This window comes from Aliivibrio fischeri, from assembly GCA_038993745.2.
GTDB classification, from domain to species: Bacteria; Pseudomonadota; Gammaproteobacteria; order Enterobacterales; family Vibrionaceae; genus Aliivibrio; species Aliivibrio fischeri_B.
Window position 1 is genome coordinate 988,448 of sequence record CP160629.1, and the last position, 24,018, is coordinate 1,012,465.

20 protein-coding genes and 1 pseudogene are annotated in these 24,018 nt (G+C 39.0%); 10 read left to right on the forward strand and 11 right to left on the reverse strand.

Features of this window, described 5'->3' with window-relative positions; all coding sequences use genetic code 11:
* Positions 1 to 190: 190 nt before the first annotated feature.
* The 4 genes from AAFX60_004840 to serS all read left to right on the forward strand — a co-directional run bounded on the left by AAFX60_004840 (position 191) and on the right by serS (position 7,038).
* On the forward strand, positions 191 to 3,607 hold the full coding sequence (locus AAFX60_004840) for a DNA translocase FtsK 4TM domain-containing protein (protein XDF78479.1): 3,417 nt from the start codon (positions 191 to 193) through the stop codon (positions 3,605 to 3,607).
* A gap of 25 nt (positions 3,608 to 3,632) precedes the next feature.
* Positions 3,633 to 4,229, forward strand: a complete 597-nt coding sequence (gene lolA, locus AAFX60_004845) for an outer membrane lipoprotein chaperone LolA (protein ID XDF78480.1) — start codon at positions 3,633 to 3,635, stop codon at positions 4,227 to 4,229.
* 27 nt (positions 4,230 to 4,256) lie between these two features.
* Positions 4,257 to 5,609 (forward strand): replication-associated recombination protein A, encoded by a 1,353-nt coding sequence (locus AAFX60_004850; protein ID XDF78884.1) that lies wholly within the window; start codon positions 4,257 to 4,259, stop codon positions 5,607 to 5,609.
* Between the two features lie 121 nt (positions 5,610 to 5,730).
* Positions 5,731 to 7,038 (forward strand): serine--tRNA ligase, encoded by a 1,308-nt coding sequence (gene serS / locus AAFX60_004855; protein ID XDF78481.1) that lies wholly within the window; start codon positions 5,731 to 5,733, stop codon positions 7,036 to 7,038.
* Between the two features lie 88 nt (positions 7,039 to 7,126).
* Here the strand turns inward: serS and trxC are convergent, their stop codons facing one another.
* The gene (gene trxC / locus AAFX60_004860; protein ID XDF78482.1) at positions 7,127 to 7,561 is read right to left on the reverse strand and encodes a thioredoxin TrxC; all 435 of its coding nucleotides are present in this window, start codon (positions 7,559 to 7,561) and stop codon (positions 7,127 to 7,129) included.
* Between the two features lie 171 nt (positions 7,562 to 7,732).
* The gene (locus tag AAFX60_004865; GenBank protein XDF78483.1) at positions 7,733 to 8,056 is read right to left on the reverse strand and encodes an HI1450 family dsDNA-mimic protein; all 324 of its coding nucleotides are present in this window, start codon (positions 8,054 to 8,056) and stop codon (positions 7,733 to 7,735) included.
* Between the two features lie 182 nt (positions 8,057 to 8,238).
* Between AAFX60_004865 and AAFX60_004870 the strand changes: the two genes are divergently transcribed.
* Positions 8,239 to 9,543: an inosine/guanosine kinase gene (locus AAFX60_004870; protein ID XDF78484.1), complete on the forward strand. Its 1,305-nt coding sequence runs from the start codon at positions 8,239 to 8,241 to the stop codon at positions 9,541 to 9,543.
* A 92-nt stretch (positions 9,544 to 9,635) separates the two neighbouring features.
* Here AAFX60_004870 and AAFX60_004875 read toward each other — a convergent pair whose 3' ends face one another.
* Together AAFX60_004875 and gap are read right to left on the reverse strand one after the other, a co-directional pair.
* Entirely contained in the window at positions 9,636 to 10,511 is an 876-nt protein-coding gene (locus tag AAFX60_004875) for a D-hexose-6-phosphate mutarotase (protein XDF78485.1), read from the reverse strand.
* Between the two features lie 194 nt (positions 10,512 to 10,705).
* The gene (gap, locus tag AAFX60_004880; GenBank protein XDF78486.1) at positions 10,706 to 11,701 is read right to left on the reverse strand and encodes a type I glyceraldehyde-3-phosphate dehydrogenase; all 996 of its coding nucleotides are present in this window, start codon (positions 11,699 to 11,701) and stop codon (positions 10,706 to 10,708) included.
* Positions 11,702 to 12,037: 336 nt separating this feature from the next.
* Here gap and msrB point away from each other — a divergent pair, with 336 nt between their 5' ends.
* Complete coding sequence (gene msrB, locus AAFX60_004885; GenBank protein ID XDF78487.1) at positions 12,038 to 12,445, forward strand: peptide-methionine (R)-S-oxide reductase MsrB; 408 nt, start codon at positions 12,038 to 12,040, stop codon at positions 12,443 to 12,445.
* Between the two features lie 58 nt (positions 12,446 to 12,503).
* Here the strand turns inward: msrB and AAFX60_004890 are convergent, their stop codons facing one another.
* The gene (locus AAFX60_004890) at positions 12,504 to 13,346 is read right to left on the reverse strand and encodes a DUF2989 domain-containing protein (protein ID XDF78488.1); all 843 of its coding nucleotides are present in this window, start codon (positions 13,344 to 13,346) and stop codon (positions 12,504 to 12,506) included.
* 123 nt (positions 13,347 to 13,469) lie between these two features.
* On the opposite strand from AAFX60_004890, the gene AAFX60_004895 reads away from it, so the two are divergent.
* Both AAFX60_004895 and AAFX60_004900 read left to right on the forward strand, forming a co-directional pair.
* On the forward strand, positions 13,470 to 13,754 hold the full coding sequence (locus tag AAFX60_004895; protein XDF78885.1) for a DUF1315 family protein: 285 nt from the start codon (positions 13,470 to 13,472) through the stop codon (positions 13,752 to 13,754).
* Positions 13,755 to 13,900: 146 nt separating this feature from the next.
* The gene (locus AAFX60_004900; GenBank protein ID XDF78489.1) at positions 13,901 to 14,032 is read left to right on the forward strand and encodes a hypothetical protein; all 132 of its coding nucleotides are present in this window, start codon (positions 13,901 to 13,903) and stop codon (positions 14,030 to 14,032) included.
* Between the two features lie 38 nt (positions 14,033 to 14,070).
* Here AAFX60_004900 and AAFX60_004905 read toward each other — a convergent pair whose 3' ends face one another.
* Positions 14,071 to 14,931 carry an ion transporter gene (locus tag AAFX60_004905; protein XDF78490.1) on the reverse strand — a complete coding sequence of 287 codons (861 nt, stop codon included), beginning with the start codon at positions 14,929 to 14,931 and terminating at the stop codon, positions 14,071 to 14,073.
* Between the two features lie 583 nt (positions 14,932 to 15,514).
* Here AAFX60_004905 and adhE point away from each other — a divergent pair.
* Positions 15,515 to 18,189 (forward strand): annotated as a pseudogene (adhE, locus tag AAFX60_004910) (bifunctional acetaldehyde-CoA/alcohol dehydrogenase).
* A 188-nt stretch (positions 18,190 to 18,377) separates the two neighbouring features.
* Here adhE and AAFX60_004915 read toward each other — a convergent pair.
* The 3 genes from AAFX60_004915 to sodB all read right to left on the reverse strand — a co-directional run bounded on the left by AAFX60_004915 (position 18,378) and on the right by sodB (position 20,565).
* Positions 18,378 to 19,049, reverse strand: coding sequence for an SDR family oxidoreductase (locus AAFX60_004915; GenBank protein XDF78491.1), 672 nt, complete (start codon positions 19,047 to 19,049; stop codon positions 18,378 to 18,380).
* Between the two features lie 222 nt (positions 19,050 to 19,271).
* Positions 19,272 to 19,778, reverse strand: coding sequence for a VC2046/SO_2500 family protein (locus AAFX60_004920; protein XDF78492.1), 507 nt, complete (start codon positions 19,776 to 19,778; stop codon positions 19,272 to 19,274).
* A 202-nt stretch (positions 19,779 to 19,980) separates the two neighbouring features.
* Positions 19,981 to 20,565, reverse strand: a complete 585-nt coding sequence (gene sodB, locus AAFX60_004925; GenBank protein XDF78493.1) for a superoxide dismutase [Fe] — start codon at positions 20,563 to 20,565, stop codon at positions 19,981 to 19,983.
* Positions 20,566 to 20,799: 234 nt separating this feature from the next.
* On the opposite strand from sodB, the gene AAFX60_004930 reads away from it, so the two are divergent.
* The gene (locus AAFX60_004930; GenBank protein XDF78494.1) at positions 20,800 to 21,135 is read left to right on the forward strand and encodes a Grx4 family monothiol glutaredoxin; all 336 of its coding nucleotides are present in this window, start codon (positions 20,800 to 20,802) and stop codon (positions 21,133 to 21,135) included.
* A gap of 48 nt (positions 21,136 to 21,183) precedes the next feature.
* On the opposite strand, the gene AAFX60_004935 is transcribed toward AAFX60_004930, so the two are convergent.
* Together AAFX60_004935 and AAFX60_004940 are read right to left on the reverse strand one after the other, a co-directional pair.
* Positions 21,184 to 22,503 (reverse strand): response regulator, encoded by a 1,320-nt coding sequence (locus AAFX60_004935; protein ID XDF78495.1) that lies wholly within the window; start codon positions 22,501 to 22,503, stop codon positions 21,184 to 21,186.
* Positions 22,504 to 22,672: 169 nt separating this feature from the next.
* Positions 22,673 to 24,001, reverse strand: coding sequence for a Na+/H+ antiporter family protein (locus AAFX60_004940; GenBank protein ID XDF78496.1), 1,329 nt, complete (start codon positions 23,999 to 24,001; stop codon positions 22,673 to 22,675).
* Positions 24,002 to 24,018 lie beyond the last annotated feature (17 nt).

Below are 24,018 nucleotides of genomic sequence, written 5' to 3' on the forward strand. Positions count from 1 at the left end.
CTTTATTTTTACAAAAACTTGCAGAGCTTAATGGCATTTTAGGTATATTATTTACCTGTGATTACTATTAAGTAATGACGAGCGGCGTAGTGCCGCTCGACTTGTTTTTATTTTATAGAGATTCAGTGATCCTTACTTCTCCTCGAATTCGCATTTTAAAGAGGGATGACTAAATCTAAGTATCGTATCAATGGACAGTATTTTGTTTACAAAGATTAAAGAAAAAATTGCAGAAAGAAAAATGCAGCTTACGACATTAAAAGTTGAGGCCGTGGCAGAACCTGAAAAAGAGCGTTTGAATGGCAACCAACGTCTACAAGAAGCGCTTTTTATCGTAGGTTTACTCGCAACAATATTCATCACGATTTCATTATTGAGTTTTAATCCTGCCGATCCATCATGGACTCAAACTGCATGGGCGGGCTCAGTAGAAAATGCGGGTGGTTCATTTGGTGCGTGGATTGCTGATACGCTTTTTTTTGCTTTTGGGTCTTTAGCTTATTTACTACCAGTGATCTTACTTGGTTGTACTTGGATTGTTTTCCGTAGAAGAGAAGAAGAGCAAGAAACTGAATTAGATTTTATGATGATTGGTACTCGTATTTTAGGGTTACTGATCTTGTTCTTAACAAGCTGTGCTTTAGCGGATACTAACTTTGATGATCTTTGGTATTTCTCATCTGGCGGTGTCGTTGGTGATGTTTTAACTAGCATTACAAACCCTATTTTAAATGTATTGGGTTCTACGCTTATCTTCATGTTCTTATGGGGCGCAGGTTTAACTTTATTCACTGGTGTATCTTGGCTAACGATAGTCGATAACCTAGGTGGTTTTGTTTTAGAAGCAACTCGTGCTTTAGTAAATAAGGTTCGTAAAACAGAAGATGAAACTTATGAAGTTGAGAATGAACAACCAATCGTAGAAAGCAAACCTGAATCTTCTCAACCATTTGTTTCTGCACCGTCGATGACGGCGGTTGAAGACGATGAACCTCTTGACCCGTATGCGACACCTAAGATCTCTGCAAGTGAGTTACCACGTTTTGGTGCCGCTGGGGCGGGTGTGGTTGTTTCGGCTGCGAAAGCGGATGATGATTTTTATTCGACAGATGATGACCCTCTGTTTTCAACATCGACGGTTGATGTATTTTCTGATAATTCAGAAGTGTCTCAACCTTATGAAGATCCACTATTTACAACGAATACGCACATTGATGAGCCAAATGTGGCTGATTCAACAGTAGCTCCAGAAGAGTTTAATACTCAAGAGGTTACTGAAGTTGCTCAAGACTTAGAAAGCAATGTTGAAACGATGCAGGTAAATCAAGAACCTGAACTATTAGAAGATGGTTTGAATTTATCTATGCGTAGTAATGCGACGATTGCAGAGCTTGATCATGAGGCTTTAGAACAAGATCCATTATTGAGTCAAGTTGATGCTGAAACTGCCTTTGTGCAGAATGCTACCGCAGCTGCTGTTACTACTGCAGCTATGAGCAGTGACGCTTTATCTGACGTTTCAATTGATGCTCCAGAAATGCCTACATCAGGATTTGAAACGCAGGATAGTGCATTTGAACCATCGTTTAGTGCAGCACAAGAAGTAGAAGAAAATACAGAACAAGACCATTCTGTTTTTGCTAAAGAAGAGCCTGTAACGTCACCTGTTTCAACTTCAGAAGTGAGTGAGGGCTATGCCACTTCTTTTGAAGAAGATAATACCGTCGGATCTGATGCAGTTAGCTTTGATTCTGCTGATTATGACGTTGAAGAAGGTGACGAATTAACGACTCAAGCTCACTTCTCTGCTCAAGAAGCATCAGAAAGTGAGGAAGAATCTACGTTACTAACATTCAGTGCAGTAGAGGCTGATGATATTGATGATGAACCAAGCTTCGTTCAATCTCAACATCAGGTTGCTGATACGCTTGAAGTTAATGTTACGCCTGTTGCAGAGCCTGTTTTTGAAGAAGTAGAAGATGAAACGCCAACGCATTCTGATGCTGATGTAGCTGCGTTCCAAGCGCTAGTTGCAAAAGAAAAGGCGACTCAGGCAGCATTACAAAATCCGTTTTTAGTACAGTCAGAGCCAAATTTACCAAAACCAACATCACCAATGCCGACGTTGGATTTGCTTTACTCACCAGATACGCGTGAAGAGTTAGAGTCTCGTGAATCGTTAGAACATACGGCACGTTTGGTTGAAGCTAAATTAGCGGATTACAAAATTAAAGCTCGTGTGGTGGATATTTTCCCAGGGCCTGTAATTACCCGATTTGAATTAGATTTAGCGCCGGGTGTTAAGGTTAGTCGTATCTCAGGTCTAGCGATGGACTTAGCTCGTTCACTATCAGCAATGGCTGTGCGTGTCGTTGAAGTTATTCCGGGCAAACCATATGTTGGTCTTGAATTACCTAACTTTAATCGACAAACCGTTTTCTTCTCTGATGTTGTAGGTAGCCAGAAGTTTATTGAAGCGAAGTCTCCAACAACGGTTGTAATGGGACAAGATATTGCTGGTGAAGCGATCATTGCTGACCTTGCGAAAATGCCTCACGTATTGGTTGCCGGTACAACAGGTTCAGGTAAATCAGTTGGTGTAAACGTAATGATCTTGAGTGTGCTTTATAAAGCGACACCAGAAGATGTACGTTTCATTATGATCGATCCAAAAATGTTGGAACTTTCTATCTATGAAGGAATCCCACACTTATTGACGGAAGTGGTAACGGACATGAAAGACGCAGGTAATGCTCTGCGTTGGTGTGTTGGTGAAATGGAACGTCGTTATAAGTTAATGTCTGCATTAGGTGTTCGAAATCTAAAAGGCTTTAACGATAAATTAAAAATGGCAGCTGAAGCGGGACACCCAATCCACGATCCATTATGGAAACCGGGTGACAGCATGGACGAAATGCCGCCATTGCTTGAGAAGTTACCATCTATCGTTGTTATCGTTGATGAATTTGCTGACTTAATGATGGTTGTTGGTAAGAAAGTAGAAGAATTGATTGCACGATTGGCTCAAAAAGCACGTGCAGCCGGTATTCACTTAATTCTAGCAACACAACGTCCATCTGTTGATGTTATTACGGGTTTGATTAAAGCAAACATCCCAACACGTGTGGCGTTTACAGTATCAACTAAAACTGACTCAAGAACCATTCTTGACCAAGGTGGTGCAGAGTCACTACTAGGTATGGGTGACATGCTTTATCTAGCGCCGGGTTCTAACCACACAGTACGTGTTCATGGTGCTTTTGCATCAGATGATGATGTACATGCGGTAGTGAACGATTGGAAAGCGCGTGGTCGTCCAAATTATATTGATGCGATTACTAAGAGTGATCAAGGTGCTGAAGCATTACTTCCAGGAGAAAAACCTGAAGGTGAAGAAGAGCTAGATCAGTTGTTTGATCAGGTGGTTGAGTTTGTAACAACATCACGTCGTGGTTCAGTGTCAGGTGTTCAGCGTCAATTTAGAATCGGCTATAACCGAGCTGCTCGTATTGTCGAACAATTAGAAGCGCATGGCATTGTTAGTACTCCAGGTCACAATGGTAACCGTGAAGTAATTGCACCGCCTCCAGTAGGTATGCACGATTAATCCAAATTTTTAGAAGTGAAGTGTAATGAAAAAGATTTTATTTTCTCTCTGTTTATTAAGTTCGACGGTATTGGCATCACCTCAAAGTGAACTAACCGAACGATTGAACCAGAATGCAGGTTTTGAAGCTGGTTTTACACAAAAAGTATTAAGCCCAGAAGGTGATGTACTAATGCAAGGCGAGGGTGATGTGAAGATCCTGCGCCCTAATTTGTTTCGTTGGCATACACAAACGCCTGATGAAAACCTATTAGTTACCGATGGCAACACCTTGTGGTATTACAACCCATTTGTTGAGCAAGTAACATTAATGGGGTTAGAGAAAGCAACAACTCAAACACCATTCGTATTATTAACTCGTAATAAAGCGTCGGATTGGGACAATTATTCAGTAAGCCAAAATGGTGATGCGTTTACGGTTTCACCAAAAGCAGATTCTGCTGTAAAAAGTGAATTTATTGTTCGCATCCAAGAAAACGGCAAAGTAACGGGTTTTTCGGTTGTTGAGCAAGATGGCCAACGTAGTGATTTTGATTTCACAAAGTTTGAAGCGAAGAAGCCTGCCAAAGATAATTTTACATTTGCGATTCCTGATGGTGTAGATATTGACGATCAACGTTAATAAGCGTGCATCTAAGAAACTAAAAGGATAAACGTGAGTAATTTCAGTTTAGATTTTTCAGCAGGGGACGATTATCGTCCCCTTGCTGCTAGAATGCGTCCGCAAAATATTGAGCAATATATTGGTCAACAACACTTGCTAGGTGTTGGTAAACCACTGCGTCGAGCGTTAGAAGCGGGTCAAATCCACTCTATGATTTTGTGGGGACCTCCGGGAACGGGTAAAACAACATTAGCGGAAGTCGCTGCCAATTATGCGAACGCAGAAGTTGAACGTGTTTCAGCGGTAACCTCTGGTGTTAAAGATATTCGAGCGGCAATCGAAAAGGCCAAAGAAAATCAAATTACGGGTCGAAGAACCATCATGTTTGTGGATGAGGTGCATCGCTTTAATAAAAGCCAGCAAGATGCATTCTTACCGCATATTGAAGACGGCACGATTACCTTTATTGGTGCAACAACAGAAAACCCGTCTTTTGAACTTAATAACGCCTTGTTATCTCGTGCACGTGTATACAAATTAAAATCACTAGAAAAAGAAGACATTGTTCAAGTCATTGACCAAGCTTTAATAGATAAAGATCGTGGTTTAAATGATGAAAATTTTGTACTACCTGATGCTGTTAAATTGCAGCTAGCTGATTTAGTATCAGGCGATGCTCGTATGTCTCTAAACTATTTAGAGCTTTTGCATGATATGGCAGAAGAAAACGCACAAGGTAAAAAAGTCGTCGATTTACCATTATTAGCGGAAGTAGCAGGTGAAAAAGTTGCACGCTTCGATAATAAAGGTGATATGTGGTATGACTTAATATCAGCGGTTCATAAGTCCATTCGTGGTTCAAATCCTGATGCGGCTCTTTACTGGACGGCTCGAATTATTGCCGCAGGTGGTGACCCTCTGTATGTAGCTCGTCGTTTACTTGCTATTGCTTCAGAAGATATCGGTAACGCTGATCCTAGAGCGATGGAAGTCGCAATGAATGCATGGGATTGTTTTACTCGCATTGGTCCTGCTGAAGGTGAACGAGCCATTGCTCAAGCCGTGGTTTATTTAGCGTGTGCTCCAAAAAGTAATGCGGTTTATACGGCATGGAAACAAGCACAAATGGATGCGATAAATTCACCAGATTATGAAGTGCCTAATCATCTTCGTAATGCTCCGACCTCATTAATGAAAGATATGGGGTATGGGTCAGATTATCGTTATGCTCATGATGAGCCAAATGCTTATGCGGCGGGTGAGAACTATTTCCCACCTGAAATGCGTGATCGTAAGTATTATTTTCCTACAAAACGTGGCTTAGAAACCAAAATTAGTGAAAAGCTAGAATATTTAGCCCAATTAGATCAAAACAGTCCGTTAAAACGCTACCAATAAAAGGGCATTTTCGGTATCTTATTCGAATCGCAATTTGGAAATGAAAATTGCACAGGATTTTATTATTAAGTGGGTTCTTTTTATTTTGAACACACCATTACTATAAGGCATAGGATTACAAATGCTTGATTCAAAATTACTTCGTACAGAGCTGGATGAAACAGCTGAAAAACTGGCACGTCGTGGCTTTAAGCTAGACGTAGAGACACTTCGCAACCTTGAAGAACAACGTAAGTCCCTTCAAGTAAAAACTGAAGAGCTTCAAGCGCAGCGTAACTCCCGTTCGAAGTCCATTGGTCAAGCAAAAGCGAAAGGTGATCACGAAGAAGCTGATCGCATTATGGCTGATGTTGCGAATCTGGGTTCTGAACTGGATGAAGCAAAAGCAGCACTAGCAGAGCTTCAACAACAAATCGAAGACATCGCGCTTTCTGTACCTAACATCCCTGATGATTCAGTACCACTAGGTAAAGATGAGAACGAAAACGTAGAGGTATTACGTTGGGGTACACCTTTAGCGTATGACTTTGAAGTTAAAGATCACGTTGATCTAGGTGAAATGGCTGATGGTCTTGATTTCGCAAGTGCGGTTAAGATCTCTGGTTCTCGTTTCATCGTAATGAAAGGTCAATTTGCTCGCCTTCACCGTGCTCTTTCTCAGTTTATGCTTGATCTTCACACTGAAGAGCATGGCTACACAGAAATGTACGTACCATACCTTGTAAACCCAGATAGCCTATTTGGTACTGGCCAGCTTCCTAAATTTGGTGAAGACTTGTTCCACACAAGTCCACTAACAGAGCAAGTAAGTGATGTTCCACTTAAGAAACTATCACTTATCCCAACAGCTGAAGTTCCAGTAACTAACATGGTGCGCGATACCATTACTGATGAAGCTGATATGCCACTTAAGATGACGGCTCACACTCCATGTTTCCGTTCTGAAGCGGGTTCTTACGGTCGTGATACTCGCGGTCTTATCCGTATGCACCAATTCGACAAAGTTGAATTAGTACAAATCACTAAACCTGAAGACTCAATGGCTGCACTTGAAGAACTAACAGGTCATGCTGAGAAAGTTCTTCAACTATTAGAACTTCCTTACCGTAAAGTGGTTCTATGTACAGGTGATATGGGCTTCGGCTCTCGTAAAACTTACGATTTAGAAGTATGGGTTCCAGCACAAGAAACGTACCGTGAAATCTCTTCTTGTTCAAACATGTGGGATTTCCAAGCTCGTCGTATGCAAGCTCGTTTCCGTCGTAAAGGCGAGAAAAAACCTGAACTTGTGCATACACTAAACGGTTCTGGTCTTGCTGTAGGTCGTACAATGGTTGCGATTCTTGAGAACTTCCAACAAGCTGATGGTAAAATTGCAATCCCACAAGTACTACGTAAGTACATGAATGGTGTTGAGTTTATCGGTTAATCTATATTAATAGATAACACATAATAAATAGTAAAAAGCCCCTTTATGCAGAGTCATAAAGGGGCTTTTTGTTTGTCTGCTATTTACATTATTTAAGCAGTGCTTGATTTAACCATTGATCAAATTGACCTTTAGGTAATGCACCATTAATCATGTCTACACGCTGACCGTTTTTAAATACCATGATCGTTGGTATTGAGCGGATCTGATATTGTGCTGCAATTTGTTGTTCAGCTTCTGTGTTGACTTTAATACAACGAATTTGTCCATTACGTTCTGCGGCAACATCTTCAAAAACTGGCGAAAAGCCAACGCATGGGTTACACCAAGGTGCCCAGAAATCGATAACAACGGCTTTATCGCTATTAAGTAAAGCGGCTAGGTTATCCATTGTCCCTTCTACTGGTTTACCATCTAATAATGGTTCCTTACAGCGACCACAAGTTGCACTATCGTCGACTCGTTCAGTAGGAAGACGGTTTAACCCATGACAAGATGGGCATCGAGTTTGAAATTGTGACATGGTATTCCTTTATCGTTATTCTGTGTTAATACCAATTATTATTGGGAAATTGGTTTAAACAGTTTGTGAGCATAAAGAAATAATGGGGATGCGAAGAGCTAGATTCAATAAATACAGAAATAAAAAAGGAGCAAATGAATGCTCCTTTTTAACAATATGGTAGGGATTAACTTAATCACGTTTCCATAGCATGTGACAGAATTTATGTTCAGGATCACGGCTAACTAGCATGCGAGCAAAAACATCATCTAATGCATCAGATTCTTCATTTACTAAGCCGATTAATACTTCAGCATATGTTTCTTTATCTACTTCAAATCCAACGTGTTCAGCCCAGTCATCACGGGTATCAACAACCTCAGCTGCGCCACGATCATCAAATTGCAAAGTGAATAAAGCAACGTCTGCAGGTTCAAGATTATCTTGAGCCATTTCTAGGAAGATATCGTAAGCGACTTCAATTACGTCGTCGTAGCTAATTAGTTCAGTAGTCATGGTTATTACTCTTAAAAAATACGCTTTAAATTACCACGAAATCGCTTCCTAAGGCTAGATGTATAAACAAATAGAAAGAGCAAACGTTTGCTATTGATGGTAGTGTATATCAGTAGTTGCGGCAGAGTTATTGAGCGGCTAAACTTCGCAGTTCTTCCATTAGCCAGTTGAATGATTATTTTATGAAATTTCCAGGTCAGCGTAAATCTAAGCATTATTTTCCTGTTCACGCACGTGATCCATTAGTTAGCCAAGCTCAAGAAGCTAAGAAAATGTCTCGTACCCATATTATAGGTATCGACCAAACGCTAGTGGATATTGAAGCGAAAGTAGATGATGCTTTTATTGAAAAATATGGCTTGAGTAAAGGACACTCACTGGTTATTGATAACGATAAAGCAGAGATGCTTTATAATGAATTAAAAGACAATAATATGATCAGCAATGAATTTGCTGGTGGTACGATTGGTAATACGCTTCATAACTACTCTGTTCTTGCTGATGATAAATCAACATTATTAGGTGTTATGAGTGAAGATATTCACATAGGCAGTTATTCATACCGTTATTTATGTAACACATCTAGCCGAATGGACTTAAACTACCTTCAACCTGTTCCGGGTGCGATTGGTCGTTGTTTTGCACTGATAAGTGAAGATGGTGAGCGTACGTTTGCAATTAGCGAAGGCGACATGAACCAACTTCGTGCAGAGAGCATTCCTGAGAAGATTTTCAAAAATGCATCAGCACTAGTGCTAACAGCATATCTAGTTCGTTGTAAAGAAGGCGACCCAATGCCTGAAGCAACAATGAAAGCGATTGAATATGCGAAGAAATACGATGTGCCAGTTGTATTAACTATGGGTACTAAGTTTGTGGTTCAAGATGATCCACAATACTGGCGTGATTTCTTAAATGACCACATAACAGTTGTTGCAATGAATGAAGAGGAAGGTGAGGCGCTTACTGGTGCTACAGACCCTCTAGAAGCTGCAAATAAGGCTCTTGAGTGGGTTGACCTAGTTCTTTGTACTGCAGGCCCTGTAGGTCTGTATATGGCAGGTTACACGGAAGATTCTGCAAAACGTGAAACATCACTACCATTACTTCCAGGTACAATTGCTGAATTTAACCAGTTTGAATTTAGTCGTCCAGCAGTGAAGGACAGCTGTGAAAACCCAATTAAGGTATTTTCACACATTTCACCATACATGGGTGGCCCTGAAAAAATTAAGAACACTAATGGTGCTGGCGATGGTGCATTATCTGCTTTATTACATGATATGGCTGCAAACCATTACCACCGTAATAACGTACCAAACTCAAGCAAGCATCAGCACTCTTTCTTGACGTATTCTTCTTTCTCACAAGTATGTAAATACTCAAACCGTGTAAGTTTTGAAGTATTAGCTCAGCACTCTCCACGTTTATCTCGTGGCTTGCCAGAGCGTGAAGACAGCTTAGAAGAAGCGTACTGGGAAAGATAAGAAACAATCTTTATTTTCCAAACAATAAAAAACGGAAGCCACAGTGGCTTCCGTTTTTGTTTAGGTAAATATCGAAGTCGGTTACCTTGATCTTACGCTTTAATCGTTGTGGTTAGCGTAAATGCATTACCTGGTTCAACGGTTTGGGCTTCTTCTAAGCTAGTTGCATGGTAAGTAGACTCAATACACACCATGGTTTTGTAGCCATCATCATTCATATCAGTCATCGATTCAGCGCCTTCAATCCAAGGGTTCCAAATAACCGCAGCATTATGGCCTGAATTTGTCACCGTTAATGTACGCTGAGAGTCTGAAACTGATACGGTATTTTCTGGTTGAGTATATACACGGTCAATGGCAGCACTTATTGATAGAGTATCTTCGCCTGTACATAGTTTGGCATTTTGAAGGCCGTCAATATATGTTGGACCCATGCCCGTAATTGTTGTTGAAGCAATATCCGCAACGTTAAGATAAGTGTGTAAAGCACCAGAACAATTCCATGCTTTGTTATCCGTATTTTTTGCATCAAGCGTAATACGTAACTCATCACCGATTTCAACGGTTAAGCGTGCTTCAAATTCAAAAGGCCAAATAGCTTTAGTTGCTTCAGATGCTTCTAATCCTAGAACGATAATAACGCCATTATCATTTTCACGGTGTTCAATAAGCGTCCACTCATTATTACGAGCAAAACCGTGAGCAGGATCGGCGATACGACCAAACCATGGCCAACAAACAGGAACGCCGCCACGAATTGCTTTTTCAGGGTTAAAGATGGCTTCTTTACTCATCCAAATAAGATCGTCTTGTCCTTTTGGCGTAAAAGATAAAACGTGGCCACCATGAAGAGAAATGGCTGCATTGGCTTTGTCATGAATGACACGAATCACTTTTACATCATCTAATTGAGCAACAGTGACGTTATCAGATAATACACTGATAATTGGAAGCTGAGTAAGATTCATAGGTAACTCCTAAAATAATAAATATGCATTCTTCTTCTATTTAATATTCAGAGAAATAGTTTCTTTTTGATTGAATAGAAAAAGGATAAATACTGAATTACAGGTATAAAAAAGGCGACAATTAAGTCGCCTTTCATTCTTAAAAGATAGTAAAACCTTTTAAGTTAGCTTTCAAAGAAAGTCTAAACTAATGCTTACTTAGAAACGTGAGCGATTAGGTCAAGAACTTTGTTTGAGTAACCGATTTCGTTGTCGTACCAAGATACAACTTTAACGAATTTGTCAGTTAGTGCAACACCAGCTGCAGCATCGAATACTGAAGTTTGAACTTCACCGATGAAGTCTTGAGAAACAACAGCGTCTTCTGTGTAACCTAGAACACCTTTAAGCTCGCCTTCAGATGCTTCTTTCATAGCAGCACAGATTGCTTCGTAAGATGCAGCAGTTTTTAGGTTAACTGTTAGGTCAACTACAGAAACGTTAGCAGTTGGTACACGGAAAGCCATACCAGTTAGAAGGCCGTTTAGTTCTGGAAGAACAACGCCTACAGCTTTAGCAGCACCAGTTGAAGATGGGATGATGTTTTGAGAAGCACCACGGCCACCGCGCCAGTCTTTAGCAGAAGGACCATCTACAGTTTTTTGAGTTGCTGTAGTAGCGTGAACTGTAGTCATAAGACCAGATTCGATACCGAACTTGTCGTTAAGAACTTTAGCAACAGGTGCTAGACAGTTAGTAGTACAAGAAGCGTTAGAAACGATGTCTTGACCAGCGTAAGATTCGTGGTTAACACCCATTACGAACATTGGAGTAGCGTCTTTTGAAGGACCAGTTAGAACAACTTTCTTAGCACCAGCAGTGATGTGCTTACGTGCAGTTGCGTCGTCTAGGAATAGACCAGTTGCTTCAGCAACAACGTCAACGTTGATTGCATCCCACTTAAGGTCTTCTGGGTTACGCTCAGCAGTTACACGTACAGTTTTGCCGTTTACTACTAGGTTACCATCTACAACTTCAACTGTACCGTTGAAACGGCCGTGAGTTGAATCGTACTTAAGCATGTAAGCCATGTATTCAACGTCGATAAGATCGTTAATACCAACAACTTCGATGTCATTGCGCTCTACAGATGCACGGAATACGAAACGTCCAATACGGCCAAAACCGTTAATACCTACTTTGATAGTCATTATAGTTGCTCCACAACTTAAATTTGAATTTCAGGTTTAAATTAACTGGTAGTAAAATTACAAAATCCTGAGCCAACCTGCAAGTGAAAATCCAAATTTAATTGTTTAAAATCAAAAAATAGACCATATCCTGTTAACATAAAGAAAAATTCTTACGTAATTCGAATAATTTGTGGTTATTTAGTAACCTAAATGACACTTTGTGAAAAAAAGTGACATAACAATTAATGTGATTTCGCTTGGTTGCTGTAAAATTACTTTGGCAAAGTATGTGCTACAAAGGTGATATATAGCAAGGTTTAATTTAAAGAAGTCTAAGAAAGGAGTTTTATAAAAATGGAGACACAAAAAACATTTTTAGAATACACCGATGAAGAGTGGCGAAAAAAGCTTACAAAAGAAGAGTTTGATATTTGTAGAAAACAAGGAACAGAAGCGCCTTTCTCAGGAACGTTATTACATAATAAAGAAAAAGGCTATTACGCCTGTACTTGTTGCCAAACCATTTTATTTGTATCTGATAATAAATATGACTCAGGTTGTGGGTGGCCAAGCTTTGATGCCCCAGTGAACGATCAAGTCATAAGATATATTGAAGATAACAGCCACGGGATGAAAAGAATTGAAATCCGCTGTCGTCATTGTGATAGTCATTTAGGGCATGTTTTTGATGATGGCCCCAAAACAACCAACGAAAGATATTGCGTGAATTCGGTTTCTTTAAATTTTTCGCAAGATAAATAAATCCATATAAAATAAAAAAGGAGCACATTTCGGCTCCTTTTTTATTTACATCAGTAAATTAATTTTTCTCAGCTATCTTTGGTAGTAGCTGTGCTGAGAATTTTTGCTCTTTGATGCTTTTTACTATTACTTCACTTGCTTGTTGTAGTTTTTGTTTTTCTGCATCTGAGAATGAATACAACAGGTCAAGTTGTTGTTGAGAAGAAACTTGTAGGTCAAATTCTTTCCCGACTAAAGCCCAAATATAAGCATGTTCTGTGTTTTGCTCTTTATGATTGATACTTGCTAGCGATTTAATAATCGTTGCATGGAAATCGTTTTTATAATCATCTTTAGTTAATAGTTCTAATGAGTGATTTAATAACGTGATGGTTTTATTTCCATTGCGTAATGCATAAAAGGTAGCAAGTGCATATTGAAGCTCTGCTGTTTCAAGAGAGCGAGAACCTTCAAGTTGTAAAAACTCTCTTAATGCAGACTTATCACCTGTACTCCAACGATAATAAAGAACTTTGGGTTCTTTAGATTCTTTCAATTCGATGCTCAATAGATCAATAGCATCATAGGTATGTATCAGTGCTTCTGAACGTTTTGTTTTAATTTCTTTTGCGGTGATGGGTTCAATTTGTGCAGCGGATGTTAAACATGATTGATATTGATAGGTTGCTTGAATGGTTTTTAGCTTATCTAAATCGCTTTGGCTTTTTAAAGTAGCAAAGCGACTTAATATAAGCGCATCGCGTTGATTAAGACATTGTCCATCTCGCATATTTAATTGATCACATTGTAGCTCAGAATGATCTTCACATAACTGCGTTGTTGTTGGAGTAGTATCAAAACAGCCAGATAAGGAAAATGCAGTAAACGTTATTAGCGAAAATCGTTGAATAGTAGAAAACATGATAAACCTATTGATTGAGAAAATGGAAACGTGATCCGTTACTCCTATTTATCGGCATAATATTGACTAACATTAATGAAAAGATATCGTTTGTTCATATTTTTATAAATAAAAGAGTAGATGATGAATATTGAGACATTATTAGAATCCATGACTCCTGAGGTTTTTAAAAACCTGCAATACGCGGTTGAAACAGGGAAGTGGCATAATGGGACACCATTGTCTGCTGATCAGAGAAGCACATGTATGCAAGCCGTTATGATTTATCAATCTAAATACAATACAGATGCGCAGCATATGACGGTGGCTGAGGGGGGAGAGATCAGTTTTAAGTCAAAATCTGAGTTAAAAAAACAGTTTTCGAAAGACCAACAAGATATTGTTCGCGTGAATGTTTCTTCTGATTAATGGCTTATTTGTACTTTTTATTACGGTAAATAAGCAAATAAGAAAAACAAATGCAACATTGATCCCAAAAGTGGCTTATAAAATTGTCGATAACCTAACAGTCTAGTAGATTATCGCCAATTTCATAAATTATAGAATGACGTAAGATGAAAAAGACCAAAGGACAAGTTCTAACAAAATTTGCTGCGTTTGCCGCTGTATTCTTTTTATTAGCAGTAATTGCTGCACCAAAGTTCCTTGTAATGATTCTGATGCTCATGCGTCGAAAAGTTCGTTAAGTTTATACACTGAATAGCGTCTTTTAAAATGAGTACTATTATTCTTTTGCATTAATAGTATTCACAATTCTCTTGTCTGGTTCTGGTAACCGACTTCCGCAATGCTTACAGTGTATTGCGTCTGACTCATGTCCACCTTTCAAACAATTAGGACAACGAACAAGATCTCTGTGAGTATTCATCTCTTGATTTAATTCCGCAGTAATGATCCCTGTTGGTACAGCAAGTATCGAGTAACCTAATAGCATAGTTAAAGAGGCGATTGCTTTACCGAGTGGGGTGTGAGGAACTAAATCACCATATCCTACAGTAGTAATTGTTACTATAGCCCAGTAGATACTTTGTGGAATACTTGTAAATCCATTCTCCGGCCCTTCAATTACAAACATTAATGAACCAAAAACAGAAACAAGAATCGCAACGGTACTAAAAAATATGAGTATTTTGCGTTTGGCCATTAAGAGTGAGCGCAATAGAATATTTGAATCTTGCAAGTAACGAACAAGTTTCAAAATTCGGAAAATACGCATTACTCGAAGCAAACGAATTATGGCTATATAGCTAGCGCTAGGGAAGAAGAGAGCTAGGTATGTAGGTAATATTGCCAATAAATCAATAATGCCATAGAAGCTTTTTGCATAAGAGCTTGGTCGTGGAGAGCAATAAAGACGCAAAACATACTCAAGTGTGAAGATAGCAGTAAATAAATACTCAAGCTTCCATAATACTTCTCCATACTGTAAACGTACAGAGCTTATAGAATCTAATATCAAAGTTGCTTGTGATAATAAGATTAAAATAATTAAGGCGATATCAAACCTTCTGCCACCTTTAGTATGGGTGCCAAAGATGATTGTATATAGATGATGTTTTATTGGGCTTTTTCTTGTTTTTGTCATTTATCTGTATTTATAAGCTATTGCTGTGCACCAAGAATAATCAAAAAACTCTGACCTCTCTAGTATTTCTTTTAATCAATTTCTAATCCTATCTTTTTAAAAACACTAAAATTTTACAATAAAGTGATCTAGAGCAAATTATTCACGATATAAATGATGTGAATTTTCTGAGACTTATACTACTCTTTAGTGGCACGAATAATTCGCCTTAACTTGTCATTTTTTGCCGCGTTTATGTAATTTTATTACATTTTGATTTTCTGCTATTGACTGATTTATTAAGAGTTGAATGTTTGAAGTGCTTCTATTTTTGTATTAAGTATGTGATATAAATCACTTTTTAAATGTGCTACCCGTAAGAGGTAAGTCGAAAGTGGTAAATATTTTCTGATAACTGATCTGAATCAATACTTTTAAAAATGTGAAAGAATATAATCAGTTTTGAAAGCAATTTACTAAGAAAGTACAGCGAGAACGTGAAGGGAATTTTCGGTCTTGTTATACAAATGAAATAAAAAAATCAAAGTTCTTACTAAATAGTTTTTAATGATTTATATAGTTTTTTAATTTTAGGAGAAACACTATGCCTGTAACTAACCTAGCTGAATTAGATGCTCTAGTAGCACGCGTTAAAGCAGCACAAGAAGAGTTCGCAACTTTTTCTCAAGAGCAAGTTGATGCAATCTTCCGTGCAGCATCTCTAGCAGCTAACCAAGCTCGTATCCCGCTAGCACAACAAGCGGTTGCTGAGTCTGGCATGGGTATCGTTGAAGATAAGGTTATCAAAAACCACTTCGCATCAGAGTTCATCTACAACAAATATAAAGATGAAAAACATGTGGCATTCTTGAAGAAGACGATAACCTAGGAACAATGACTATCGCAGAACCTGTAGGTATTATCTGTGGTATCGTTCCAACAACTAACCCAACATCTACTGCAATCTTCAAATCTCTAATCTCTCTAAAAACTCGTAACGGTATCATTTTCTCGCCACACCCACGTGCGAAAAACTCTACTAATGATGCAGCGAAACTTGTTTTAGACGCAGCAGTTGCAGCTGGTGCTCCAAAAGACATCATCGGTTGGATTGACCAACCATCTGTAGAACTTTCTAATGCACTAATGAAGCACGACGGTATCGCTCTTATCCTTGCTACTGGTGGCCCAGGCATGGTTAAAGCAGCATACTCTTCAGGTAAACCTGCAATCGGTGTTGGTGCTGGTAACGTTCCTGTTGTTATCGATGACACAGCTGATGTTAAACGTGCTGTAGCTTCTGTTCTTATGTCTAAAACATTCGATAACGGCGTAGTTTGTGCTTCTGAGCAAGCTGTAATCGTAATGGATGAAGTATACGACGAAGTTAAAGAGCGTTTTGCTTCTCACAAAGGTTACGTACTATCTAAAGCTGAAGCAGATAAAGTTCGTAAAGTTCTACTTATCGACGGTAACCTAAACGCAAACATCGTAGGTCAACCTGCAACAGCTATCGCTGAAATGGCTGGCGTTAAAGTTCCAGCTGATACTAAGATCCTTGTTGGTGAAGGTATCGGTGAAGTATCTTACGATGACGAATTCGCTCATGAGAAACTATCTCCAACACTAGGTATGTTCCGTGCGTCTTCTTTCGAGAACGCGGTAGACCAAGCTGTTAAAATGGTAGAAATTGGCGGTATCGGCCACACATCTGGTCTGTACACTAACCAAGATGTTAACGCTGACCGTATCCGTTACTTTGGTGACAAACTAAAAACAGCACGTATTCTTGTAAACATCCCAACTACTCACGGTGGTATCGGTGACCTTTACAACTTTAACGTTGCACCTTCTCTAACTCTTGGTTGTGGTTCATGGGGTGGTAACTCTATCTCTGAGAACGTGGGTCCTAAGCACCTTATCAACAAGAAAACTGTAGCGAAGCGAGCTGAAAATATGTTATGGCACAAACTACCTAAGTCTATCTACTTCCGTCGTGGCAGCCTTCCAATCGCAATGAGCGACCTAGAAGGTAAGAAACGTGCATTCCTTGTAACTGACCGTTTCCTATTCAACAATGGTTACGCTGATGACGTAGTTCAACTACTTAAAGCTCAAGGTATCGAAGTTCAAACATTCTTTGATGTAGAAGCGGATCCAACACTATCTGTTGTTGAGAAAGGCGCTGAAGCAATGAAGAGCTTCCAACCTGACGTAATCCTTGCTCTAGGTGGTGGTTCACCAATGGATGCTGCTAAGATTATGTGGGTAATGTACGAGCACCCAGAAACTCACTTCGCAGAACTAGCAATGCGCTTTATGGATATCCGTAAACGTATCTACAAGTTCCCTAAAATGGGTAAAAAAGCTGAGCTTGTATGTATCACTACAACTTCAGGTACGGGTTCAGAAGTTACTCCATTCGCTGTTGTTACAGACGACAAGACTGGTGCTAAATACCCACTAGCTGATTACGAAATTACGCCAAACATGGCAATCGTTGATGCTAACCTAGTAATGAACATGCCTAAGTCTCTAACAGCATTTGGTGGTTACGATGCAGTAACTCACGCATTAGAAGCTTACGTATCTGTTCTTGCTAATGAATACTCTGACGGTCAAGCGCTTCAAGCTCTTAAGATGCTTAAAGAATACTTACCATCAAGCTACAAAAATGGTGCGAACGACCCAATCGCTCGTGAGAAAGTACATAATGCTGCAACTATCGCTGGTATCGCGTTTGCTAACGCATTCCTAGGTGTGTGTCACTCAATGGCTCACAAAATCGGTGCTGAGTTCCACTTACCACACGGTTTAGCTAACGCATTACTTATCTCTAACGTTGTACGTTACAACGCGAACGATAACCCAACTAAACAAACAGCATTCTCTCAGTACGACCGTCCACAAGCACGTCGTCGTTACGCAGAAGTTGCTGACCACCTAGGCCTAAGCCAAGCTGGTGACCGTACTGCTCAGAAGATTGAGCGTCTACTAACTTGGTTAGAAGAGCTTAAGAAAGATTTAGATATTCCACTATCTATCAAAGATGCAGGTGTTAACGAAGCAGACTTCATCGCTAAACTAGATGAACTATCTGTTGAAGCGTTCGATGACCAATGTACTGGTGCGAACCCACGTTACCCTCTAATCACAGAGCTAAAAGAAGTACTAACAACTTCTTACTACGGCAAACCTTTTGTTGAAGGTGAAACGTTTGAAGGCACAACAGTAATTAAAAAAACTGAAGAGCCAAAAGCGAAAAAAGCAAAGAAATAATTGATTGCTAAACGCTGAGTTACTTTCACTAGCAATTTGAAAGTGATAAATAAGAAAGCCACCTAATATTAGGTGGCTTTTTTGCATCTAGAGGTTTGTGCTTAAAAATGTTTATTGAACTGATAATACTAATTTAAATAAGTACCTGACCATTCATCTCACTGCTTATTCAGATTGGTATTAAATTATTAAGCTGTTGCTTCAATAATTCGACCACTAAAATATTCATTAGCAAGAATGTATTCAGTGTTTTTTATTAGTTCTTGATTGATGGTACTTAGATTAGGCGCAGTATCATTATTTGTTATTCTTGGTGTCACACCACCAATTCTTATTTTGAATGGATTTAGCTCTTTAGCCCAACTCTTAGTTAACCCTGCTAAAAGAGCTGTTGAGTTATCTGCTTGGTGCAAATGCGATAAGTCATTGTGATAACCAAGGTTAATAATTACGCCTTCTTTCTTATGAGAACGCATATTTTGAGCGGCAAATTGACCATAGGTGAATAAAGTTGTTGCTAACTCTGTGAGTTGGAATGGACTATTTTGACTTTGAGAATCCAGCAAGCTTGGTAACGTCACAGCAGTATAGTTATTGATTAGCACATCTATGCCGTTATTAAACTCATTATCGATGGCATGAAACAAATGGCGAATACTTTCTTGGCTTTGGTCTTCTAGTTGATAGCTGACAATATTGGATGTTAATTGACTGCAAAAACGATGCGTTTCATTTAACGCTTCTGCATCAGAATCTGTAATGATTAAATAAGCGCCAAGAGAAGCGAAATGACATGAAATGGAACGACCCATAACATTTCCAGCTGATGTGATCAGTATGGTTGAATGTTTTATTTGCATAGCATTCTTTCCTTAGAGCATGAATTGCTTTAATAGCGTTAGTTACTCGATGCTTTAATAATGGAATAGAAATATGACATCTGCTGTGAGATGGGCTTTAAATGATGATTAAATATCAATCAATATTGTGAATTATGCACTAACTCACATATTGCTCAATGATTAATGAGAAGGGAAAGTTAAAACTGTTAATGGCTAATATGGAATGAATGTAATACCGTATTAAACATAAAAATTCATTTCAGAATGACGTTTAGCGGTTACAAGTTCATTATAAAGATCTTGTGGGATAGCATTAAAAATATCATTACCTGATTCTAACTGACGACGTTGGTGGCCTGATAGGTTGTGATAAATTTCTTCAGGTAGGTCACAAGTGTCTTGCGGCATATAAGCCATTGCATCCGGCGCTAGGCCGTGTTGTAGCTTAGCACTCGCCATTCCACCATTGTGGAATTGATAAGCTTGAGCAGCAGAACGAGAATAACTTTCTTCATTACTACGTAATGTTTGTGCATCAGCTAACTGAAAGCGTTGACGTAACAGATCTTCAGTTACTTTTTTCTCGTTAATTTTTTCAACAGGCGTGTTTTCACGTAAGTCATTAGATAGTAATGACATCATTAAAGCGAAATCAGCACGACGACCCGCTTCTACAGCGTGGTTTAGGTTCGAGCCAAATTGAACTTCGCTAATTAATTCTGCTTTGTCTAATGTATGTACTTTCATGAATCAATCCTCTTGGTGATAACTATTTATCGGTAAGGGATTGGAAAGCTTTAGTCTTTTTAGGAAAAAAATTGCCGTTTTTTAAATTATTTTTAGAAATAGGGCAAAGAGTTACCGCAATGGAAGGTAATAAAAAAGGCCAGTATAAAAACTGACCTTTGAAGTGTTTAGCCGCAAGATGCGTCTATTTATAATTCGAAAATTATTTTGCTAGGTTTTCTTCTACGAAAGACCAGTTTACAAGGTTCCAGAATGCACTCATGTAATCAGGACGAACATTACGGAAATCGATGTAGTAAGCGTGTTCCCACAGGTCAACTGTTAGAAGTGGTGTTGTACCTTCTTCTGTTAGTGGTGTTGCTGCGTTAGACGTGTTAACGATTTCTAGAGAACCGTCCGCTTTTTTCACTAACCAAGTCCAAGAAGAACCAAAGTTATTGATTGCTGAATCTGTGAATTGAGCTTTAAATTCTTCAAAAGAACCGAATGCAGCGTTGATAGCTTCTGCTACAGCACCTGTTGGTTCGCCACCAGCGTTTGGAGCTAAACAGTGCCAGTAGAACGTGTGGTTCCAGATTTGTGCTGCGTTATTGAAAACACCACCAGTAGAAGTTTTAATGATCTCTTCTAGTGTTTTACCTTCAAACTCAGTACCAGGGATAAGACCGTTTAGTTTAACAACGTATGTGTTGTGGTGTTTACCGTGGTGGAAATCCAGTGTTTCTGCTGAGATATGTGGTTCTAGTGCATCTTTTGCATACGGTAGAGCTGGTAATTCAAATGACATCGCTCGTGTCTCCATTTAAAAGAGGTCTATGCCTCATTAATTTTCCAAAAATATGTGCTCAATTATAATTAGAGCTTATCTGACTTCGCTTTGATTCTAGCAAGTTTTAAGTTTATTTAAAGAAAAAGTACCGATTTTTCAATAAATAATAACACTACAAATAATAGGTATTTTTTTCTTCACACATAACAAGTAGAATGGATACAACTTAAATGTCGACCATTAGAGGATACAATGGAAACTATCGATAAGATCAAACAACAAATTTCTGAAAACCACATCCTTTTATACATGAAAGGTTCTCCTAAGCTACCTAGCTGTGGTTTCTCTTCTCAAGCTGCACAAGCTTTAATGAATTGTGGTGAGAAGTTTGCGTACGTAGATATTCTACAAAACCCTGATATTCGTGCAGAGCTTCCAGCATACGCACAATGGCCAACATTCCCACAATTATGGGTTGAAGGCGAACTAGTTGGTGGCTGTGACATTATCATTGAAATGTTCCAAAAGGGTGAACTTCAGCCATTAATTAAAGAAGCTGCAGAGCGTAACGCACCAGCTGCTGAATAATCAGAATATTAAAAAAGCCACGTTATTTAACGTGGTTTTTTTTTATCTTTAAAACGAAGACGATGATTTTTGTTGCTTTATGAATGCCATCGTTTGTAACTGAGTTAGAGTTGATGTTCCTTTCTGTAGTTTAGTAAGCCACTTTTCTTCTAACTGAGCTTTTTCGTCGTCTAGCTTCATTTCACAATAAACAAGATACACAATGAATGCGGTTTCATAATCGGCAATATCGTTTATTTGAATGTCTGATATGTGTCGATTTGCTTCACCGTACCGATTAATTTTTAATTGAAATAATGCAGACAGTGCTCGTTGTGCTGCAATACACGGGATCCCACGTAGGCGTCCTTTTAATTTGGCGCTAACACGTTGCCATGCACTTTCTGGTGACCATTCTTGAAGGATGTCTTCAGAAGCTAAATATAAATCGCCCCAAGCGGCCATAGCTCGTTTACCTGCGGAATCAAATGCAGAGTTTGGTAGTAGATAAGCGTATTTAGTGAGTAGGTCAAAAGCGTCGTATTTTTCCCCTTTTGCAAGTAAAGACCAAACGAGTTTGCAAAAGCGAATGTATGAATAAGGGGAGAGTTCAAAGCCTCTTTTCCAAAATCGAGCGGCGATGCCAATATCATCTCTAGCAAAAGAAACTTCAGCTTTTAGATCAATTAACTGCAAGTTATCTTTATTTTTTTGTAGCAGACCATCGATGTGTTGGTTCGCTTGTTCATATTCTTTTTTAGCTAACAGTATTTCAGCATATTGAATATCCGCTTCGATAGATTCTTTGATAATTGAAAGTAAGGCTTTATTGACACTTAGTGCCTCTTGAAGACGGTTTACTTTAATTAGGCGTGATGCCAATTTCAGCATTGAATCTTTTAGGATCACTTTGTTGGGCGCTTGAAAGATTAAGGGTTTAACTCCGGCTAACCCATCTTTTGTATATGCGGCAATCATCCCAGTAGAAAATTGACGTTTAATCAAATCATGATTAATGACTTTAATAATTTCTTCTGGACGAATTGGTTTTTGAATGTATTTAGCCGGCATGTAATCACTGTATGCTAGCTCAATTTGCGGGTCTTCATTACCCGTGACGATATAAATAAGTGTGTTGTCTGTGATAAGACGCAGCAACTTAAGTTGCTCTAGCATTTGTAGACCTGTGCTACCGTGACCTAAATTATGATCAACGAATAACACATCAAATTTCTGACGTTTGCAGTTACCAACGGCTGCACCCGCTGTAGGGCAGCATGAAATATTGTTGGTTGGGACACCTATACGACTGAGTAATGCTCTAAGCGCATTTTGAATGACAGTGCTGTCGTCAATGATAAGAAATGAAGAAAGCTTAATTAATTTCATACAAGATTATAGGTGGTGATTAAACAATGGCAGAGTATAGCAACTGTATCAGTTAAAGATACGTTCAAACAAAGAGATAACGGGGTATTTTTTTGATCTTTATGCAAAAAAACGGCAGAAACATCTGCCATTTTAACGTTTTTTTAAATAAAAATGCAATTCAGTTACATTATAGAACCATTGCTGCAATCCATCCAAAGATAATTAGTGGCAGGTTATAATGCAAAAAGGTAGGTACAACGGTTTCCCAAACGTGTTCATGTTGGCCATCAGAGTTTAAGCCTGATGTTGGACCTAATGTTGAATCCGAGGCTGGAGAACCTGCATCACCAAGCGCTGCCGCAGTACCAACAAGTGCGATGGTTGCCATTGGAGAAAAGCCAAAAGCAATAGCAAGAGGGACATAGATAGTTGCAATGATTGGAATAGTTGAGAACGAAGAGCCGATTCCCATTGTAACTAATAGACCAACAATTAGCATAAGTAGGGCAGCTAGGGGTTTATTATCACCAATAGAGGTAGATAAAGCTTGAACTAGGGTTTCTACGCCACCTGTGGCTTTCATTACAGCGGCAAAGCCAGCAGCTGAAATCATAATAAAGCCAATCATTGCCATCATGTGAACACCACGAGTGAATACGTCTTGAGTTTCTTTCCAAGCAATCACACCACCAAAAGTAAACACCATGAAACCAGCAAGAGCACCAATGATCATTGAGCCAGCATATAACTGAACCGATAGGGCAGCAACGATAGCTAAAATAGAAATTTGGATATGACGTTTATTAAATGTAGGCTCTACTGATGTTGGGGCTAACTCAGAGTTATCAACTTCGGCATACGTTCTTGGCTTACGGTATGAAATAAATACGGCGATTAATAAACCGACAACCATGCCAAGTGCTGGTAAAGCCATTGCTAGTGGTACTTGGCTTGCAAGTACATCTAAATGGTTGTCATGTAGGTTTTTAAGCAGGATGTTATTTAAGAAGATACCGCCAAAACCGACAGGTAAAATCATATAAGGTGTCACTAAACCAAAAGTAAGAACACAAGCAACCAAACGACGATCAAGCTTTAGTTTATTAAAAACTTGAAGTAGTGGTGGGATCAAAATTGGAATAAAGGCAATATGAACTGGCACTACGTTTTGAGATGAAATCGTAACGAGAAGTATCAAGCATAATAGTAAATATTTTACACCGGTTGCGGCGTGGATATTGTCTTTACCATTTATACGTTTGATCACACTGTGAGCAAGCAAATCAGTAACGCCTGATTTTGAAATAGCAACTGCAAAAGCGCCAAGCATAGCGTAACTTAATGCAATAGTTGCACCGCCACCTAGGCCACCTTCGAAAGCTGAAATGGTTTCAGATAATGATAATCCACCTACTAATCCACCGATTAGTGCGCTAAATGTTAAGGCAACAACAACGTTAACTCTAAGCAAAGCAAGGATAAGCATAACTGAAACAGAAAGAATGATTGGATTCATTGTGTTTAGTTCCCTGT